The organism is Flintibacter porci (genome assembly GCF_041925195.1).
GTDB lineage: Bacteria > Bacillota > Clostridia > Oscillospirales > Oscillospiraceae > Lawsonibacter > Lawsonibacter porci.
In genome coordinates this window covers 192,293-209,506 of sequence record NZ_JBHEVB010000007.1, presented here as the reverse complement: position 1 = coordinate 209,506, position 17,214 = coordinate 192,293, and the positions used below count along the sequence as shown (strand labels likewise).

The following is a 17,214-nucleotide window of genomic DNA, read 5'->3' as shown; positions in this document are numbered from 1 at the left end:
TCACTCCAGCTGGTGGAAGTCTTTTCTCCAGCTTGATTTGTTGCGCTTTTTTGATCTCGCAAACTTTGCGGGATTTTTTTCATTTTAGGACTTGACTTTTATTTGCAGGACTCCTCACACCAGGAGCCACTTCTGGCCGTTCGGCATCTGGCGGAGGCTTCCCGGTATCCGCTCCAGCAGTTCCCCGGTATCATAATCCCGCACCAGAAGCTCCTCCCGGTAGTCCGGGTCCTCATACCAGACCGAAGTATACAGCCTGTTTCCTTCCAGAAACTCAAAAAACACATGGTCCTCTATCGCAAAGTCCCGGCGTTCCGGCCAGAGAATCTGGAACTGATTGTCGTGGGCGGACCGGGTCAGCATAAGCGGTGATGCCTCCAGCATGAGATTATAGCAGTCCGACACGATAGAGAGAGGCAACACCGCCAGCGGCTTAGTGATTTCCTCTGCTTCATCGAAGGACAAAATACGAATCTCTTCCTTTGGAAAATCCACCAGCAGCAACACAACCTGTCCATTGTGGTACGCCGGTCTGCCCAGGTACTGCCCCGGCTTGGTGCATACCGGCTCATAGACTGTGCCCTCCGGGCAGCGGACCAGGATAAGCCGGTTCTTGCGGATTGGATGACCGCTGCGGAACAGCTCTTCGGCTTCGTATAAATCTCCGCCGGCATAGTCGGCGCCCCAATACCATTTACTGCTGCCGGCCAGTGGTTCCAGATTGGTGATTCCATTTGTGATGATGCGTTTCATGTCCTGGCCTCCCCCACCATATCTTGACTTGATTTTGGGATTATATCACAGCAAATAGGGAAGGCTCATAAACATTCTCTTAAGTTTTCTTAATCTCCGGGAGCAAAATACTTTTTGGGTTTGCAGTACCCAATTTCCTGAGTTGCAAATAAAGGAAAAATTTGAAGTGCAGTTCGGGTCCACTCGCCTGGCGGGTGGTTTTCTTTATACAAAAATTTCCTGGACGAAATACCGTCCAGGGAACCGCATCGTTATACTTTTTCAAACGCAAATGGGAGCAACTCATCCAGAGTAAATCGCTTGATCTCTCCGCCTTCTCCCTCCAGAAGGATGATAAACGTCTTGCCATCGCAAAATTCACTCATCACCTGGCGGCAGATCCCGCAGGGCGAACAGGTGGAGCAGGCCTCATCCCCCCTGGCCCCGCCCACAATGGCGATCTTGGCAAAGTGCCTCTCCCCTTCCGACACCGCTTTGAAAAATGCGGTGCGCTCAGCGCAGTTGCTGGCTCCGTAGGAGGCGTTTTCGATGTTGCAGCCCAGGTACACCTTTCCGTCCTGGGTCTCCAGGGCTGCCCCCACCAAAAAGTTGGAGTAAGGGGCGTAGGCACGCTCCCGGGCCTGGTGGGCCAGCCGGATCAGTTCTTTATCGTCCATATCTTCGTCTCCTCCTTTATTCTCCGTCCCGCAGCTGGGACAGAATCGAATGTCCAATGGTCCCCTCCGGCATAGGCACCTGGAAGTTCTCCGCAATGGTGGCTCCGATGACCGCGAAAGTGTCCTGGTCTTCCAGAGGACCGCCCCGGGTGTACCGGGGCGACCAGGCCACCAGGGGAACCATCTCCCGGGTGTGGTCGGTGCCGGTATAGGTGGGGTCGTTTCCGTGGTCCGCAGTAAGGATCAGCAGATCGTCCTCCCCCAGCCGCTCCAGCAGCTCCCCCAGCTTCTCGTCAAAGCGCTCGATCTCCCAGGCATAGCCCTCCGGGTTTCTCCGGTGGCCCCACAGAGCGTCAAAGTCCACCAGGTTGACAAAGCATAGGCCGGTAAAATCCCGCCCGGCAACGTCGATAGTTTGCTCCATACCGTGGACGGAGGACTTGGACTTGTTGGACTCGGTGAGCCCCTCCCCGTCGAAGATGTCAAATATCTTGCCCACCGAGATCACGTCATAGCCCCCGTCCTTTAGGGCGTTAAGCACCGTCCGCCCAAAGGGCTTTAATGCGTAGTCGTGGCGGTTGGCGGTTCGTTTGAATTCCCCCCGCTTCATACCGGTGTAAGGCCGGGCAATGACCCGCCCCACCTTCCACTCGTCCCGCATGGTCAGCTCCCGGGTGATCTCGCAGTACCGGTACAGGTTTTCCAGACCCATGGTCTCCTCGTTGCCGCAGATCTGAAGGACCGAGTCGGCGGAGGTATAGACAATGAGGTGGCCCTCCCGGATCTCCTCCTCCCCCAGCTCCTCCAGAATTTCGGTGCCGCTGGCGCTTTTGTTGCCGATAATCTTCCGTCCGGTTCGCTTCTCCAGCTCCCGGATGAGTTCTGGGGGAAATCCGTGGTCGGTGAAGGTGACAAAGGGCTTGGTCACGTACAGCCCCATCATCTCCCAGTGGCCGGTCATGGTGTCCTTGCCCCGGCTGGCCTCCCGCAGGCGGCAGAACCGCCCGGCGGGTCGGCTGACTGGCTCTACCTGCTGAAGCGGGTGCAGATTGACCAGCCCAAGCTTTTGCAGGTTGAGAATGTGAAACGCCTCCACGCTCTGGGAGATATGACCCAAAGTGTCCACGCCCACGTCCCCGTACTCCGGGGAGTCGGCCATGGCACCCACCCCCATGGAATCCAACACCACCACAAAGACGCGCTTAAATTCTTTCATATCCGATCCCTTTCTGGCTGAGCCCGCCGGGGCTCAAATGTTATAGTTGATAAATTTGACGTCCTTCACAAAGGGCTCCAGTGACAGCATCTCCATGATCTCCTCGGGCATCTTTTCCCGGGGCAGCTTGATGGACAGAACCGCCCCGCAGCTGCCGTCCTCCCGGCACTCGGACACCTCTTTGTCACTGAGATAGCCGTCGAACTCCTCGATGAGCTTATAGACCACGGGGAGATACTCCATTCGTTTGACCTCAATGTACAGCCCAAAGCGGTTGTGGTCCCGGGAGAAACGGTAGGCCACCGGTTTGAGGCAGGAGACAGTGAGATAGACCGCCGCAGTGCCTAAAATACCGCCGGCGTAAAAGCCGATGCCCACAGCCAGGCCGATGCAGGCCGCCGTCCACAGCCCCGCCGCGGTAGTAAGCCCCCGCACCTCCAGCTTTCCCCCGGTCATGATGCTGCCCGCCCCCAGAAAGCCGATGCCGCTGATGACCTGGGCGCCCAGCCGGGCTGGGTCCCCGGTATTAAAGTACTGGGCCATATACTGGCTGGTGAGCATGACCACCGTGGAGCCCAGGCACACCAGCATATAGGTGCGCATCCCGGCGGCCTGGTTGCTCTTGGCCCTCTCAATGCCCAGAATGCCGCCGCAGCAGGCAGCCAGCAGGATGCGCACCACCATGGAAACCGGGTTAAGCTCCTGGAGGAGCCCATAAACACTCATCAGCGCCTCCACGGGTCAGCTCCGCTTCCCGTGCTCCAGCCGCTTGGCCAGAAGCGCTTTGAACTTCTCCACCGAGGTATTGGCCACCAACTCCTCGGGGAAACCCACCTCCTTCAAAATTTGCAGGGCCCCGTCAAAGCGGCCCACTGTGTCGGCGTAGTGGGCATCGCTGCCCACCGAAACAGGTACACCCAGCTCCTTGCACAGCTTCAGCATGGTTTTGGCGTTGTCCTTGGTGTTGAGCCGGAAGTAGGCAGTCTGCAAGGAGGCGTTGTTCACCTCCAGCAGAATGTCCTCCTCCTTGGCCTTTTTCACCAGGGCCTCGTAGTCTACGGGGATATACCCGTCGTCCGGGTGGCCGATGATGTTCACATAGGGATTGTCCATGGCACCCAGAAAGGCCTGTGTATTCTCCTCCAGGGTACCCGGCTTGGTACACTCGGTATGAAAGCTGGCGATGCAGATGTCCTGGCGTTGGAGGATGTCTTCGGGCATGTCGATGTGCCCCTCAAAATCCAGGATGTTCAGCTCCACCCCGTAGAGCATCTCTACCCCTTTGAGCGTCTTGGGCAGCACGTGGTAGTTCATGAAGTGCAGCAGCGGACTGGAGTCGGACAGCGCGGGGGCATGGTCGGTCACGGCCAGCAGCTTAAGGCCCTTGTCCGAAGCGGCCTGGGCCAGCTCGGTTACCGTAGAATAGGCGTGGGCGCTGGCAATGGTATGGGAATGGGTGTCTAAGATCAGTTCCATCATAAAAATCTCCTTTTTATTCGATTCATCCCGGTCTATCCGAGAAACGCCCGTGCAGGGAGAGGACCCGCTCCTCTCCCTGCACGTTGTTCAGAAAAGCCTGGTTACCAGAACATGGTGTCCAGTACTTTTCCGGTGTTGAAGGTGGCGGTGCGGTGCTCCGACACCATACCGTCGTCAATTTTGTAGTAGTTGTATCCGTAGGTCTCCCGGAAACGCACCGCACCATTCATCAGCAGGTCGGCGTAGAAGGACATACCGTCCACCGTGTAGTAGGGCACGTCCCCATAGAAGTAGGCGAACTTGTGGTGGGTGTGGCCGCACAGCAGGCAGTCGATCTGACGGTCCCGCAGCAGCTCAGGGAACTCCTTCTGATCGGGGATGGCGGGCACCGAGGCCTGGTGCTCCATAAAGTGGTGGTGGGTCATCAGGATAATGTGCCGGTCCTGAATCTGGGCAAAGGCATCCTTGAGCCACTGCATCTGCTGAGGGGTAATGACCCCGTCTGGATTGCCCTGGACCGAGGTGTCCCAGGAGATAATGGCCGTGTCCCCAAAGTGAGCTACGCAGTTGTATGGCTCAGAGGAGGGCTCCTGCCCCAGCCAACCCTGATAGAAGGACGCCTTATTGTCGTGGTTGCCCAAAGTCACCACCACCGGCAGGCCGCCTACCTGGTCCTCAATGAACTGCCGCAGCTGGGCGTAGTCCTCTGCGGTCCCGTCTTCGGTAAGGTCGCCGGAGATGAGCAGGCAATCCAGGTCGGGATAGGACTCCCGGGCCTGGGCCAGGCAGCGGCCCAGGGGCTCCAGAGGGGCCTGCATCCGGTAGAGCACCGCCTTGTACCCCTTCTCGCAGGGTTCATAGCTCTGGCGGTAATGAATGTCGGAAATATGCAGGATCTTCATGTGCTCTCCCATCCTTTCACTGTCTGGCGTTGATCTCAGCCTGGTACTGCTCCACCATCTCCTTCTTTAGGCGGAAGCCAAAGGCAAAGATCAGGGCACCCACCAGGAGAACCGCGCCGGGGATAACCATGAAGGCCACGCAGATGCCGGTTTTCAGCTCAGTGGGAATCACATCCATGACCATGTTGGGGTCGAAGGAGGCCACCGCCAGACAGGCGGAGATGATAAGACCCCGGGACACGATGCCCACGTTCAGGGGCACCATCTGCAAGCCAGTGATCCAGCCCGCGGCGTTCTTGCCCGTCTTCCACTGGTTGTAGATGATCACGTCGGAGTAGAGCATGGGCTGGCTGGCAATGACTACGCCAAAGCCCAGCTGCACCAGACTCATGAACACGATGACCTCGTACATGTGCTCATACCGCAGGAAGGCGATACCGGAGCAGGCCGCCATGAACACCAAGGCCAGCAGGAAGGTGCGCCGGGCGGTGATGGCTTTCACCAGCTTCTTGCACAGGTAGGAGCCCAGAATGCTGACAAAGCTGGAGACCATGATGTAGGGAGAGAGCATCTCGCTGTGCTCCACCACGTAGTCGAAGTAATAGATGGCGATGCCGGAGGTGACAAATACGTACACATAAGGGGCAATGCAGGCGATGAGCAGAGCCACCAGGGAGGGATTCTGGATCAGGGAGACAGCTAGGTCCTTCAGGCTGGTCTTCTCCTTGGCGGGAGCCTTCTGGTTCTGGAGGGTGTCCTCCTTTTCCTCATAGCCTTCAAACATGCGGAAGTGGATGTAGTAGCCGATCACCATGGCCAGGCCCAAACAGAAGGCCACGCCGGCGTACTGATTCTTGGTGCCCAGGATGCTGGCGAACACACCGGCCAGAGGCACGCCTACCACGGAGAAGATCACCTTGGAGAAGCTGTTCCACATAGCCCGGGTGGAGGACAGCTGTGCCCGCTCCTCCTGGGTCTTTCCGGCCACGCTGATCATGGAGATGCTGGCTACATAGGGGAACTGCCACAGGGTGTGGCTGATGATGGCCGCCGCCATGATAATGAGGCCGGAGATCACGCCGTCGCCAATCTTGACAAACTGGAAGGGGTAAATCAGAGGTATCAGCCAGGGGATCACCACCAGCCAGGACCGGTAGCGTCCCCACCGCATGGGTTTGCTGCTGTTGATGATGCCGCCGGCCACGCCCACCAGGATGGCGCAGACTACGCTGGTCACGGTGGTGATGACGGAGATGGTTGCCATGGAATACTGGGCCATGTTGGTGAGGAAAAAGCTGAAGAAATACGATTCCACGTTGGTGGTCAGGGTGTAGCCGCAGTCCCCTACTCCGTAGAAGATCCGCAGTGCCCTGCTTAGTCCGTTTCGTTTTTTCTCTCTCATTGTTCTCTGTGCTCCTTTCTTGTGTTTGGTGCCTTGCTGACATCACTGTACCATTTTGTGTACCTGTCACAAATGACCTGTGTCACATATCACAAAAGGAAGTGGACATATTGTTTTCCAATGGGCATTGTGCTATATTCAAACACAGGAAGAGGGCAACACCGGGAAGAGAGAAGGGGATATTTTGAAGATTTTGCACGACCCCATCCAAAAAGAAAAATTGATCCAAACCCACAAGCTGGCGGACTATATGACCCTGGACATCCATGAGATCTCCGATTTGGTCTGCTTTGCCCGCAATGAGTACCTGGTCACGGCGGGCGTTCCGTCGGACTACCTCTACTTTGTCATGAGCGGGAAAACCATCTGTTTTTCCTACACCACCAACGAAAAGAACAACTGTGTCTCCTTTACTCAGCACCAGACCCTGATGGGCGAGGCATCCTCCCTGTTTGGAAAGCCTCCAACCTTCAACGTGAAGGCCCTGTCCGATACGGTTTGTATCGCCATCAATCTTCCACGCTACCGCACCGCTCTGCTCAACGACCTCACCTTCGTGCGGAATATCTGTGAGCTGCTGGCCAGTAAGATCAACAACGAGGGCCGCTACTCTACCACTCTGCTGGACCCCCCTGGAGGTGCGCCTGGCCCAGTTTATCCTGCTCAATACCGCCGGCCATCTCTTTACCCTCCAGCTTACCGACTGCGCCGATGCTCTGAACACCAGCTATCGTCACCTGCTGCGGATCATGAAGCAGCTGTGCGCCTTGAACATTCTTTCAAAAGAACACAATTGCTACTACATTCAGGACCGGGACGCCCTGGAGCGGGTGTCCTCCGGTGAACTCCTGATCTATGAATAAAAATATGGGCGGCAAAAGTAAACGCTTCTGCCGCCCATATTTTTATTTTTTGTTTTTATCCGCCTGGATGAGCTGGCCAATGCCGGCCACAGCGGTCTTCACCGCCAGGTCTGTGTCGTACACCGCCACGTCGGGCAGACCCATCTCCCGACGGGTCTGGTTGGCCAGCACCAGCAGCACGGTGCCCATGCGTACCCGGCGCACGGCGGCGGTAATAAACAGAGCTGCTGACTCCATCTCCGAGGCCAGAGCCCCACAGACTTTCCAAGCCTCCCAGCGGTCAGTGAGCCAAGTATGACATGGCATGGTCTCCGGGCTGTGCTGGCCGTAGAAGTTGTCCTTACACTGGACTACGCCCACGTGGTACTTGGCCTGCATCTCCTGAGCCGCCCGTTCCAGGGCTTTCACTACCTCGTAGTGGGCCACGGCGGGGTACTCAATGGGTGCGTACTCTCGGGTAGTACCCTCGGCGCGCACTGCACCAGTGGCAATGACCAGGTCTCCCCCGCACACCTCGGGCTGCATGCCCCCGGAGGTACCCACCCGGATAAAGGTATCCACTCCGCAGTGGATCAGCTCCTCCATGGCGATGGATGCCGAAGGCCCGCCGATGCCGGTGGAGGTAACGGCCACCCTCTCCCCCATCAGTTCGCCCACGTAAGTGACGTACTCCCGGTTCTGGGCAATCTTCCGGGGATTCTCCAAATACTGTGCGATCTTTTCGCACCGGCCGGGGTCTCCCGGCAGAATGGCATAGCGCCCTACCTCCCCCTTGGCGAGATCGATGTGGAACTCCTTCCCCTGGGAATATACCAGCGACATATGACATGCTCCTCTCCAGTTTTTTGTTGCTGACTGGAGTGTACCTTTTTTAAGGGAGCACAGAAATGACCCATGTCATATCTTAGTCTACGATTTGTGGCTGGCCTGCGATGGTTTTACCTATATAAATTTATGATGATTTTCTCAAATTCTTTATTTTCGTTTGAGCCATGGGGCAGTGCAGAAATTTCTTGCTTATTGGTGGTTGCTGCTTTTTTTGTTGGAAATTGGCTCTGATTGGACAGAAATTGATCTAAATCATTGCTTTTTGCTGCAATTTTTGTTATAATTTTTATAATAATACGTTGTTCTGCCTGCAAATTTGCTTTAAAAAATTTCTTGAAAATACGAATTTAACCTGCGCGCACAGAAATGGATTGGAATCGTCCATTCAGACGACTTTTGTAATCGCTCCTGCCAGTAATGTTCCGTTTTAAAAGAGGAGGTTTTCCGTATGAAAAAGAACCGTCGTATCCTTATCATTGCAGGCGTTGTGTGTATACTTGCTGCCGTGCTGGCAGGTGCGTATTGGAATACACGGCAAGAACCTGGTTCTTTGCAGCTTTCAGAAGTTGATGCGTCGCGCCCTCTGGCCGAATTTCATGGGCAGCCGGTATATGTAAAGGATGTAGAACGCCACATGTACAATCATGCTGCGGCAGGACAATCGAATCAACAGACAGCGGAAGAAAGCCTGACAGAAATCCTGCAAAACATGGTTTAATATGAGGAGGCCATCCGGCTTGGATATGCTGCCACGCAGTCTGAAGTGGATGCCCTGGTTGAAAACAGCAAACAGGCTTACGCCACGCCGGAAGGCAAGGAAATGATGGATCAGTATTGTGAGGAAGTCAATCTTACGATTGACGAGTATTTCAAGTATTTGGGAGAGAAAGCGCCCAGAACGATTGCGCGTCAGAAGCTGCTGGATGCGGTGGGAAAAGAGTATTGTGAAGATCATGGATTGAACTTTACAAAAGTCAATCCACCCAAGGAAATGATAGATGCGCGGGATGCCTATGTGGCGGAACTGTTTGCCCAGGCACAAGGAGATATTATTTATTATACAACTGGAACGTGAAGAGTCTTTCCTGTTAAGTACGCTTCCGTAGGAATGGATGTTTCCTTTGCCAACGAACGGCACGGCTGTTTTTTCCCTGGCGACTCCATCCACCTCAGTCCCAGGTATTGAATATGATTTCTCCCACTGTTTGCGGCCGCCAGAAGCTGATCTGCTCCAGTTCTTCCTGGCCTAGTTCCTTGCAGAGGCTGTGCCAGTCCTGATTTAACTCGTCGAGACTCAACACATGCACCGGGCTTTCCGCAGTTGGAGCCACTTTGGCTGCTGGGTCAGTGTGAATCCACCGAAGGGGTCTCTTTGGGCAAAAGCTGCGTAGGGATAATGGGCATTCTGCAAGACAAAAATGGAGCTTTCATATTTGCAGATCTGGGCAAAATAGAAACTCCTTGCGGTGGTGTCTGTATCCACTTCTGCCACAGTTCCTCCGTTGCTTCGGGCCAGCATGTGACCCATCTGTCGGAATGATTTCTCATCCTCTAAAGGCGGCGGCTGTGTTTTTGCATCCCAAAATCCTGAAATTCCCCGTAAAAGTATCATGCGATCCTCCCTTTTTGTTTTTCCTGACTGTATCTTGCCCCTGTGATTATTGGTTGCAGTCTATATAACAGTCGCTGCTCGAAATGATTCAGGTCTGGGATTATAGCAGAGATAAGAGAGAAGGCATATAAATGTTCTCTTAACTTTTCTTAATTTTACCTCCCATCCGGTTGCTTCCCTCCTGCTTTGGAGGAACTTGTCCATGCGGTTCCATTCCAATCGTATGGCTAATTATAAAAAGTAAGCGGGTACTCTTTGCTCAAAGAGTACCCGCTTACTTATTGTCCTTACATTATATGGTCGGGATGGTTACTCCTTTTTCCCGCAGGCAGTGCAGCCGCCGCATCCCTTCCAAAGCTCCTCCGCAGTGCCCTTCCAGTTTTCCGCATAGGGTATCGTCTTATCACACAGATGGTCCACATTCTCCGGGCTCTGGTAGTCGGTACTCACCGCGCCTGTCTTTTTCACCATGGCCCGCAGCGCCTCGGGATTTTCCAGCATGGGGCAGGGACGCAGCATGTTTTCATTGAAGGGCTGGTTGTCGTGATACGCCATGAAGATGGGACTCTTGAGGGCGTCCAGCAAGCTGGTGTCGTGGATGTTGCAGTTGGAGTAGTGGATGAATACGCAGGGCTCCACATCGCCCTTGGCGTTGATGTGCAGATAGTTTCGTCCGCCGGCGATGCATCCGCCTACATATTCCGCATCGTTCTGGAAATCCATGGAGAAGATGGCTTTGCTCTTACGGAATTCCCGAATCCGGTGGTATACCTCTTTCCGCTGCTCCGGGGTGGGCAGCAGCTGGGTGGCTGCGTCATTGCCCACAGGCATGTAATGGAAGAACCAGACAAACAGAGCGCCGCTGTCGATGATATGGTCAAAGAATGCTTCACTGGTGATGTCTTTGTAGTTCTGGCTGGTGTAGCAGGTGGAGATGCCGAAGGGCAGGTGGTGCTCCTTCAACAGCGCCATGGCCCGGTTGACCTTCTGATACACACCTTTGCCCCGGCGGGAGTCGTTGGCCTCTTCAAACCCTTCCAGGGAGATGGCGGGGACAAAGTTCTTTACCCGCAGCATCTCCTGGCAGAATTCCTCGTCAATGAGGGTGCCGTTGGTAAAGGCCAGAAATTCGCAGTCCGGATGCATCTCACACAGCCGGATGAGGTCGGCTTTCCGCACCATAGGCTCACCGCCGGTGTAGATGTACATATAGGTGCCCAGTTCCTTGCCCTGACGGATAATGGAGTCGATGGTCTCCAGACTGAGGTTGAGCCGATTGCCGTACTCAGCTGCCCAGCAGCCGGTACAGTGCATATTGCAGGCAGAGGTGGGGTCCAACAGGATCGCCCAGGGTACGTTGCAATTTTCCCGGGCTTTGACCTCTTCCTGGGTAGCGCTGCCCTTCAGGCTGGCATTAAACAGGAAGTTTTGGAAAAAGGCCCGGCGCACCCCGGGGTCCAGTTCATAGACCCGCAGAATCAGCTGGTACCAGTTGTTCTTCTCTTCGATGACCTGCCGGATGGCATCCCGCTGGCTCTGATACCAGCCCTCCGGGGTAAAGCGGTCCACCAGGGACATGAGCTTGGGAATGTTTTCTTCCGGATTTCCCTCGATATACTTCAGTGCCTGATTGATGGCAAAGTTCTGCATATTATCTTTTACATTATTACGCATGATGTTTCATCCTTTCCATGCCCGATTCCGGCTGATTAAGGCACATTATAGGGAACAAGCGCGAAAAGTCACGGGACATAAGTTGGGATACGTCAAAAATTTGGACATCCTCCCTGCTCCGTTACCTTTTGGGACACAGAAGGTCCCCTGTCCATTGCCTGCATATGGACAGGGAACTAAGCTTTTCTGTGATATAACTGCAACAGTCCGGGAAGGAGATTCATTTCATGGAAAACAGTATGTCCCGTATCTTAATAGAGACCACTGTCCGGCAAACTTTGAAGGGGCTGAAAGAAAACCCCAAGCGGAGCATCCGGAATTTGGTGGACATGTCGCTGCATTTTTCCGAAGGCCGTTTTCAAAGCCACTTTTTCCAGACAGCCCGCACGATGCTGGAGCATGAGGACAGTGCGTATTATTCTCTGGTGGAGCATTCCACCAGCCACATCGAAACAGAGCACCTGGTGAAATTCGGTATGAATCTTGGGTATAACAGCTGTACCTGGGGCGCTCAGCGGATCCGGCGGAATGAACAGCGCCTTGGTTTCAACATTCCCTGGACGGTGCTTTTTCAAATGGATGATCTCCAGTGCCTGGACCATCTGTTTGAGTACGACAGTGCCATTACGGAGGGGGAACAGTTGGGTATCTATACCTGGGGACTTCTCTCCCGCACCGATCCGATGGCGCTGCTTCCGCTGATCGAGCACCATCCTGACAGCGCCTTTTTCTTGTTCTGCCGGCCGGAGGACGTGACCTCTGCCCTTCTGGATGAGATTATTCCCATCAAGCATCTGATGCTGGTGGTGCGCTGGGAGGATGGGACCGACGAGGTCTGCGCCATGCTGAGAGATGCCCATCTGCCCTACTCGGTTTATGTACCCTATGATCAGAATGATCTGCAATCCATTACCAGCGGCGAACTTTTTGCGGACACACAGCAGCTGTATCCCCTGTTCACCATTCTGACAGCCAAGCCGGACTGCCCGACAAAGGTACAGGATCTTGTTTATCAGGCGGTAGTGAAAGCGCGCAATGGACAATCCTATCAGACAATACCTTGGGAACTGTATCACGATATCCGGAGTTTGGATGAAATCATCTCGGATGACGCCTGCTGCGTACTCTTTGACGGACATGGACAGCTGATAGCCCTGGATCATCCTGACTGTATGCCCTTCGGCAGCTTGTTTGAAGACGGGATAACCCCACTGATCCGGCAGGCCTATCCAAAGTCTGTGCCGATTGTATCCCGGTAACCAAAATATGAGGGCGTATCGCAGTTTTATGCGATACGCCCTCGGTTCTGTTTTATATCATCTGCGGCCTGATTCTGTCAGGAAGATGCCTGCTCTGTCTGAGCCATCTCCCGACAGATGGATTGAGCGCCGTCCTCCATAATCACTTTGATCTTTGCCAGAAATTGTTCCGGCGGCATGCACTCCTTGTTCAGCAGCCAGCGTTCCATGGCACAGAGCACCGCGTCAGTAAAAAACTCCATGATGAACTCATCCGGCTGCTCCTGCCCAAGCAGATGAGAAATGCGATCGGCCAAAAGCGGCCGAATATACTCACGGAAATGGTCACTGAAGGAGTTTTGCCCTTTGATCTGCAGCGCTTTGCGGTAAAATGCGTGGTTTTCATAAAAATACCCGCAAATTTTCTCGATAAACACCCAGCGTTCCTTATAGTTTGGATAATTGGCAGCCAGGTTCTCATCCTTCATCAAGGCAATAAACTCCGTATCGAAGATCCAGTTTACAAGATCATATTTGTCCTTGAAGTGATAGTAAAAGCTCTTTCGATTCATATTGCAGCGCGCGCAGATTTGCGCCACATTGATCTTATCAAAGGGCTGTTCCAGCATCAGCTCCTTCAAAGAAGTCGCCAGAGCCCGTTTTGTGATATTGGAATCTGCCATACCCGATCCCCTCCCTTTGCGGCTGTAAAAAAAGAGACTTACCTGCCCAAACAGATAAGTCTCGTCATTTAAGATAATACCAGGAAAGCTCCAGTATGTTGGTATCACCACACCAAAGTGCTGACTACTCCCTTATATAAAATTAGTATATCATATTGCCGGATCATTCTCAACACGATGGGACAGGTTATCTTTGGACAAATCAATTGGTGTGTCCAAATTTATAGCCTGTATCAGAACGAATGGTTCCTTCAAAGGCATAGGACAAAACGCGTGTTTTGTCCCAAAATGTAACATTGATCCTGAAACTGAGAAAAAGTGTAACGTACACAGTGCTTTGCCCAATGAAATCAACGGGCTTCATGATTACAATATTCCTCACATACTGCACAATGGGCGCTGAATGCCAGTGCTGGCCTTTCAGGCTGTAAGTTTCGGTAAGAAGACCGTATCGATTTCAAACGAAGAGGTGTCACTGTATATGAAAAACGTAAGTCAAGCTCCAAGGGAGAGCATTTCTTTGCAGGCCCAGCCGGCTCACCTTATCCGCCACGTGGATGAGCGGCTGATGTCCTACAACATTGAAATGACAGAGGTGACCGGCGGTACGTTCTGGAAGTTGTATACCGCGGAGCAGATCGCCGGGACGCAGGAGTTTCCGACCGTTACAGCATTGACAGATGTGACCGCAATGCCGGAACTGATGCAGTGCTATCCCCCCATTGATCTGACCAATAAGCGTCTGCGGGAACTGGCCAGACAGCTGGGTCCTGCGTGGGTCCGAGTATCGGGCACCTGGGCGACGAAGACATATTACGACCTGGATGGGGTGACCGGAGGGAAACCCCCGGAAGGTTATGCCAATGTTTTGACTGGCGAGCAGTGGCTTGGTGTTTTGGACTTTGTGTCCTATGTGGGAGCAAAGCTCCTGATCTCGGTAAGTAACTGTGCCGGCGACCACCCAAACGGCGAAGCGCTGGATCTGACCCAGGCAAAAAAGATTTTTGACTTCAGCCACCACCACGGAGTGGATATCAGCGCCGTAGAGTTTATGAACGAACCCAATATGCTGGAACTGTCTGGTGCGCCAAAAGGCTATACCGCTGCTGACTACGCCCGTGACCAGGATATCCTGTATGCGTGGGTCCGGGCAAATTATCCCAAATGCCTTCTGGTTGGTCCATGCACTACCGGAGACCCCTCTGTAAAAAGTGTGGAAAGCAAGGACTTTGGAGCAGGAATTGCCGCTCTGACCAAGACCTGTACTACGCAGGAACTGTTGGAAGAAACACAAATCCCTCTGGATGTGTTCAGCTATCACTACTACAACGGGGTCTCAGAGCGGATCGCCGGAGTTATACCGTCTGCCCACTGGCCCGGACAGATGGCCCACACCGATGCATATTTGGCGGTCGCACCGGCCTGTGCCAAAGCCCATACGGCGCTGCGGGACAAATTTGTCCCCGGGGGACCAATGTGGGTTACGGAATCAGGGGACGCCGGCGGAGGCGGAAATACCTGGGCCTCCACCTATCTGGATGTTCTGCGCACCCTGAATGAATTAGGCAGCTACGGTACGATTACTGACGGTGTTATTTTCCACAATACTCTGGCATCCTCCGACTATGGCTTTCTGGAACCCGGCAGTTTTTTGCCCCGGCCCAACTATTATGCCGTTTTGCTCTGGAACCGATTGATGGGAACTGCAGTATATGATTGTGAGGCGATGAACAGGGACAGCGCCCATGTCTACTGCCGTTCTCGCAAGGATGGACAACCAGGAGCGGCATATTTGATCGTGAACAATTCGTTGACCGATGCCCTTACCGTGACGCTTCCCAAAGAGGCCATGCGTTACACGCTGCATGCCCAGACGATGCGTTCTCCTACGGTTTTGCTCAACGGAAAAGAATTGACGATTTCAGGCGTTTGCAGGATTCCTGAGCTTGCTGCGCAGCGGCAGCCTCAGGGCAACGCTTTGCTTGCTCCGGGCAGCTGTACCTTCCTTATTTTATAACCGTATATTAGTTTAAAAATAGCAACCAGGGCGCGGACTTGATCCCAAGTCCGCGCCCTGGTTTTACTCTGCTTTTAACCTGTTTATAGTGCCACGAAATCCTTTACCGCCTGATAAATAGCGTCAGAACTGAATCCGTACCGCTTCATCAATTCATCGGGCGCGCCAGACTCACCAAAGCCGTCCTGCATACCCAGAATACGCATGGGGACCGGATAATTTTGTGCCAGACACTCCGCTACGGCGCTGCCCATGCCGCCTGCCGCCTGATGTTCTTCCGCGGTGATGACCCGACCGGTTTTTCGGGCTGCGGCCACAACGGCTTCCTGATCCAGCGGCTTGACGGTATGGAGATTGACCACCATCAGGTCGATCCCCTCCCCTGCCAACTGCTTGGCGGCCTCCAATCCCTCATAGACCATGGCACCATTGGCAAAGAGCACTGCGTCTTTACCGTCCCGAAGTACGTTGGCCTTGCCAATTTCAAAAGGACTGTCCTCGTCGGTAATAACGGGCACCGCCTCCCGGCCGAAGCGGATGTAGCAGGGTCCCTCCCGCTCTGCCAAAGCCAGGGTGGCTTTCTCCGTCTCCACCGCGTCACAGGGAACTACCACCGTCATATTGGGCAGCACCCGCATGAGGGCAACATCCTCCAGGGCCTGGTGTGTGGCCCCGTCCGGTCCCACTGAGATACCCGCGTGGGCTCCGGCCAGCTTGACGTTGAGGTTATTATAGCACACCGTCGTGCGGATCTGATCCCAGGCCCGTCCGGCCAAAAACACGCCGTAGGTGGAGGCGAAGGGAATGATACCACCCAGAGCCAGACCGGAGGCGGTGCCTACCATGTCCTGCTCGGCAATGCCCATGTCCAAGAAGTGCTCCGGGTACTGATCCCGCACCCAGACCGTGCGGGTGGATTTGGCCACATCGGCATCCAGCGCCACCACCGGTTTTCCGTCTCCAATGAGCTTTAAGAGGGCCTTGCCGTATCCGTCACGCATGGGAATCTTGTTCATTGTTCTCCCTCCAATCCCAGTTCCGAAAGTGCCTGCCGGAGCTGCTCCGCGTTGGGGGCGTTTCCGTGCCAGTTGCAGTCGTTCTCCATAAAGGAGACGCCCTTGCCCTTGATGGTGTTGGCCATGAGCACCGTGGGTTTCCCCTTGCAGACCTTGGCCTGCCGGTAGGCCTCTACCACCGCCTGGATGTTGTGGCCGTCCAGCTCGATCACATTCCATCCAAAGTCCCGCCACTTGGCAGTCAGGTCGCCCAGATCTTTGATCTCAGCCAAAGTTCCGTCCAGCTGCACCCGGTTGTAGTCCACCATGGCGCACAGGTTGTCCAGCTTGTGCTGGGCGGCCGTCATGACCGCCTCCCACACCTGGCCCTCCTGGAGCTCGCCGTCTCCCAGCAGGCAGTACACCCGGTTGGACTTTTCCTGCATCCGGAAGGCCAGGGCCAGGCCGTTGGCAATGGACAGCCCCTGGCCCAGAGAGCCGCTGGAGCAGTCCAGCCCGGGGGTGTGGCCCATGTGGGGGTGGCCCTGGAGGATGCTGTCCAGCTTGCGCAGGGTCCACAGCTCCTCCACCGGGAAGAAGCCCTTGCGGGCCAGCACGCTGTACAGTACCGGCGCCACATGGCCCTTAGAGAGGATAAAGCGGTCCCGCTCCTCCCAATCGGGATGGCTGGCGTCCACCGCCATCTCACCGCTGAAGTAGAGCCCCACCAGCAGCTCCACGGCCGAGAGAGAGCCGCCGGGATGGCCGGAGCCGGCCTTGTGGGTCATGTTCAAAATGTCACCCCGCACCTGGGTGCAGAGGGATGATAAGCTTTGATAATCCATGTCGACCTCCGTTTCTGTTGTGTTTGAATTTGATTTGGCGCCTGGCCGTAC

At 54.6% G+C, this 17,214-nt stretch carries 18 protein-coding genes and 1 pseudogene; 6 read left to right on the top strand and 13 right to left on the bottom strand.

The genetic code is table 11. The features are described 5' to 3' along the window. Positions 1–114: 114 nt before the first annotated feature. The 7 genes from ACEVJL_RS09985 to ACEVJL_RS09955 all read right to left on the bottom strand — a co-directional run bounded on the left by ACEVJL_RS09985 (position 115) and on the right by ACEVJL_RS09955 (position 6,408). Positions 115–753 carry a hypothetical protein gene (locus ACEVJL_RS09985; protein ID WP_374737735.1) on the bottom strand — a complete coding sequence of 213 codons (639 nt, stop codon included), beginning with the start codon at positions 751–753 and terminating at the stop codon, positions 115–117. Positions 754–1,004: 251 nt separating this feature from the next. Then, positions 1,005–1,409 (bottom strand): cytidine deaminase, encoded by a 405-nt coding sequence (locus ACEVJL_RS09980; protein ID WP_374737733.1) that lies wholly within the window; start codon positions 1,407–1,409, stop codon positions 1,005–1,007. A gap of 16 nt (positions 1,410–1,425) precedes the next feature. Next, positions 1,426–2,625: a phosphopentomutase gene (locus ACEVJL_RS09975; protein ID WP_374737731.1), complete on the bottom strand. Its 1,200-nt coding sequence runs from the start codon at positions 2,623–2,625 to the stop codon at positions 1,426–1,428. A 33-nt stretch (positions 2,626–2,658) separates the two neighbouring features. Next, a complete protein-coding gene (locus ACEVJL_RS09970) occupies positions 2,659–3,351 on the bottom strand; it encodes an MgtC/SapB family protein (protein ID WP_191905286.1) in 693 nt (230 codons plus the stop codon). A gap of 15 nt (positions 3,352–3,366) precedes the next feature. Then, the gene (locus tag ACEVJL_RS09965; protein ID WP_374737728.1) at positions 3,367–4,104 is read right to left on the bottom strand and encodes a phosphatase; all 738 of its coding nucleotides are present in this window, start codon (positions 4,102–4,104) and stop codon (positions 3,367–3,369) included. A 101-nt stretch (positions 4,105–4,205) separates the two neighbouring features. Then, positions 4,206–5,006, bottom strand: coding sequence for a metallophosphoesterase family protein (locus ACEVJL_RS09960; protein WP_374737727.1), 801 nt, complete (start codon positions 5,004–5,006; stop codon positions 4,206–4,208). 16 nt (positions 5,007–5,022) lie between these two features. Then, positions 5,023–6,408 (bottom strand): MFS transporter, encoded by a 1,386-nt coding sequence (locus ACEVJL_RS09955; protein ID WP_374737725.1) that lies wholly within the window; start codon positions 6,406–6,408, stop codon positions 5,023–5,025. A gap of 250 nt (positions 6,409–6,658) precedes the next feature. On the opposite strand from ACEVJL_RS09955, the pseudogene ACEVJL_RS09950 reads away from it, so the two are divergent. Continuing rightward, positions 6,659–6,928 (top strand): annotated as a pseudogene (locus tag ACEVJL_RS09950) (Crp/Fnr family transcriptional regulator); the annotation flags it as partial. Positions 6,929–6,977: 49 nt separating this feature from the next. Beyond that, the gene (locus ACEVJL_RS09945; protein ID WP_374737746.1) at positions 6,978–7,271 is read left to right on the top strand and encodes a helix-turn-helix domain-containing protein; all 294 of its coding nucleotides are present in this window, start codon (positions 6,978–6,980) and stop codon (positions 7,269–7,271) included. 42 nt (positions 7,272–7,313) lie between these two features. On the opposite strand, the gene udp is transcribed toward ACEVJL_RS09945, so the two are convergent. Next, entirely contained in the window at positions 7,314–8,087 is a 774-nt protein-coding gene (udp, locus tag ACEVJL_RS09940) for a uridine phosphorylase (protein WP_235396764.1), read from the bottom strand. 122 nt (positions 8,088–8,209) lie between these two features. Then, positions 8,210–8,413 carry a hypothetical protein gene (locus tag ACEVJL_RS09935; RefSeq protein ID WP_374737723.1) on the bottom strand — a complete coding sequence of 68 codons (204 nt, stop codon included), beginning with the start codon at positions 8,411–8,413 and terminating at the stop codon, positions 8,210–8,212. Positions 8,414–8,547: 134 nt separating this feature from the next. Here ACEVJL_RS09935 and ACEVJL_RS09930 point away from each other — a divergent pair, with 134 nt between their 5' ends. Together ACEVJL_RS09930 and ACEVJL_RS09925 are read left to right on the top strand one after the other, a co-directional pair. Then, positions 8,548–8,817 (top strand): YdgA family protein, encoded by a 270-nt coding sequence (locus tag ACEVJL_RS09930; protein WP_235396682.1) that lies wholly within the window; start codon positions 8,548–8,550, stop codon positions 8,815–8,817. 45 nt (positions 8,818–8,862) lie between these two features. Beyond that, positions 8,863–9,174 (top strand): hypothetical protein, encoded by a 312-nt coding sequence (locus ACEVJL_RS09925; protein WP_235396680.1) that lies wholly within the window; start codon positions 8,863–8,865, stop codon positions 9,172–9,174. An 846-nt stretch (positions 9,175–10,020) separates the two neighbouring features. Here ACEVJL_RS09925 and ACEVJL_RS09920 read toward each other — a convergent pair. After that, positions 10,021–11,385 (bottom strand): radical SAM/SPASM domain-containing protein, encoded by a 1,365-nt coding sequence (locus ACEVJL_RS09920; protein ID WP_374737720.1) that lies wholly within the window; start codon positions 11,383–11,385, stop codon positions 10,021–10,023. Between the two features lie 227 nt (positions 11,386–11,612). On the opposite strand from ACEVJL_RS09920, the gene ACEVJL_RS09915 reads away from it, so the two are divergent. Continuing rightward, on the top strand, positions 11,613–12,644 hold the full coding sequence (locus ACEVJL_RS09915; protein ID WP_235396673.1) for a hypothetical protein: 1,032 nt from the start codon (positions 11,613–11,615) through the stop codon (positions 12,642–12,644). A gap of 77 nt (positions 12,645–12,721) precedes the next feature. Here the strand turns inward: ACEVJL_RS09915 and ACEVJL_RS09910 are convergent, their stop codons facing one another. Continuing rightward, the gene (locus tag ACEVJL_RS09910; protein WP_235396671.1) at positions 12,722–13,306 is read right to left on the bottom strand and encodes a TetR/AcrR family transcriptional regulator C-terminal domain-containing protein; all 585 of its coding nucleotides are present in this window, start codon (positions 13,304–13,306) and stop codon (positions 12,722–12,724) included. A gap of 481 nt (positions 13,307–13,787) precedes the next feature. Here ACEVJL_RS09910 and ACEVJL_RS09905 point away from each other — a divergent pair, with 481 nt between their 5' ends. Then, positions 13,788–15,323 carry a beta-glucuronidase gene (locus ACEVJL_RS09905; protein WP_374737718.1) on the top strand — a complete coding sequence of 512 codons (1,536 nt, stop codon included), beginning with the start codon at positions 13,788–13,790 and terminating at the stop codon, positions 15,321–15,323. Positions 15,324–15,406: 83 nt separating this feature from the next. On the opposite strand, the gene ACEVJL_RS09900 is transcribed toward ACEVJL_RS09905, so the two are convergent. Continuing rightward, positions 15,407–16,339, bottom strand: a complete 933-nt coding sequence (locus ACEVJL_RS09900) for a transketolase family protein (RefSeq protein ID WP_374737716.1) — start codon at positions 16,337–16,339, stop codon at positions 15,407–15,409. After that, positions 16,336–17,163 (bottom strand): transketolase, encoded by an 828-nt coding sequence (locus ACEVJL_RS09895; protein ID WP_374737714.1) that lies wholly within the window; start codon positions 17,161–17,163, stop codon positions 16,336–16,338. Before ACEVJL_RS09895 ends, ACEVJL_RS09900 begins: the two co-directional genes overlap by 4 nt. Positions 17,164–17,214 lie beyond the last annotated feature (51 nt).

Coding starts and splice junctions, on each gene's coding strand:
- ACEVJL_RS09895 (WP_374737714.1), bottom strand. CDS start 17,163: ATGGATTATCAAAGCTTATCATCCCTCTGCACCCAGGTGCGGGGTGAC.
- ACEVJL_RS09960 (WP_374737727.1), bottom strand. CDS start 5,006: ATGAAGATCCTGCATATTTCCGACATTCATTACCGCCAGAGCTATGAA.
- ACEVJL_RS09915 (WP_235396673.1), top strand. CDS start 11,613: ATGGAAAACAGTATGTCCCGTATCTTAATAGAGACCACTGTCCGGCAA.
- ACEVJL_RS09905 (WP_374737718.1), top strand. CDS start 13,788: ATGAAAAACGTAAGTCAAGCTCCAAGGGAGAGCATTTCTTTGCAGGCC.
- ACEVJL_RS09965 (WP_374737728.1), bottom strand. CDS start 4,104: ATGATGGAACTGATCTTAGACACCCATTCCCATACCATTGCCAGCGCC.
- ACEVJL_RS09920 (WP_374737720.1), bottom strand. CDS start 11,385: ATGCGTAATAATGTAAAAGATAATATGCAGAACTTTGCCATCAATCAG.
- ACEVJL_RS09930 (WP_235396682.1), top strand. CDS start 8,548: ATGAAAAAGAACCGTCGTATCCTTATCATTGCAGGCGTTGTGTGTATA.
- ACEVJL_RS09900 (WP_374737716.1), bottom strand. CDS start 16,339: ATGAACAAGATTCCCATGCGTGACGGATACGGCAAGGCCCTCTTAAAG.
- ACEVJL_RS09970 (WP_191905286.1), bottom strand. CDS start 3,351: ATGAGTGTTTATGGGCTCCTCCAGGAGCTTAACCCGGTTTCCATGGTG.
- ACEVJL_RS09985 (WP_374737735.1), bottom strand. CDS start 753: ATGAAACGCATCATCACAAATGGAATCACCAATCTGGAACCACTGGCC.
- ACEVJL_RS09955 (WP_374737725.1), bottom strand. CDS start 6,408: ATGAGAGAGAAAAAACGAAACGGACTAAGCAGGGCACTGCGGATCTTC.
- ACEVJL_RS09910 (WP_235396671.1), bottom strand. CDS start 13,306: ATGGCAGATTCCAATATCACAAAACGGGCTCTGGCGACTTCTTTGAAG.
- ACEVJL_RS09975 (WP_374737731.1), bottom strand. CDS start 2,625: ATGAAAGAATTTAAGCGCGTCTTTGTGGTGGTGTTGGATTCCATGGGG.
- ACEVJL_RS09980 (WP_374737733.1), bottom strand. CDS start 1,409: ATGGACGATAAAGAACTGATCCGGCTGGCCCACCAGGCCCGGGAGCGT.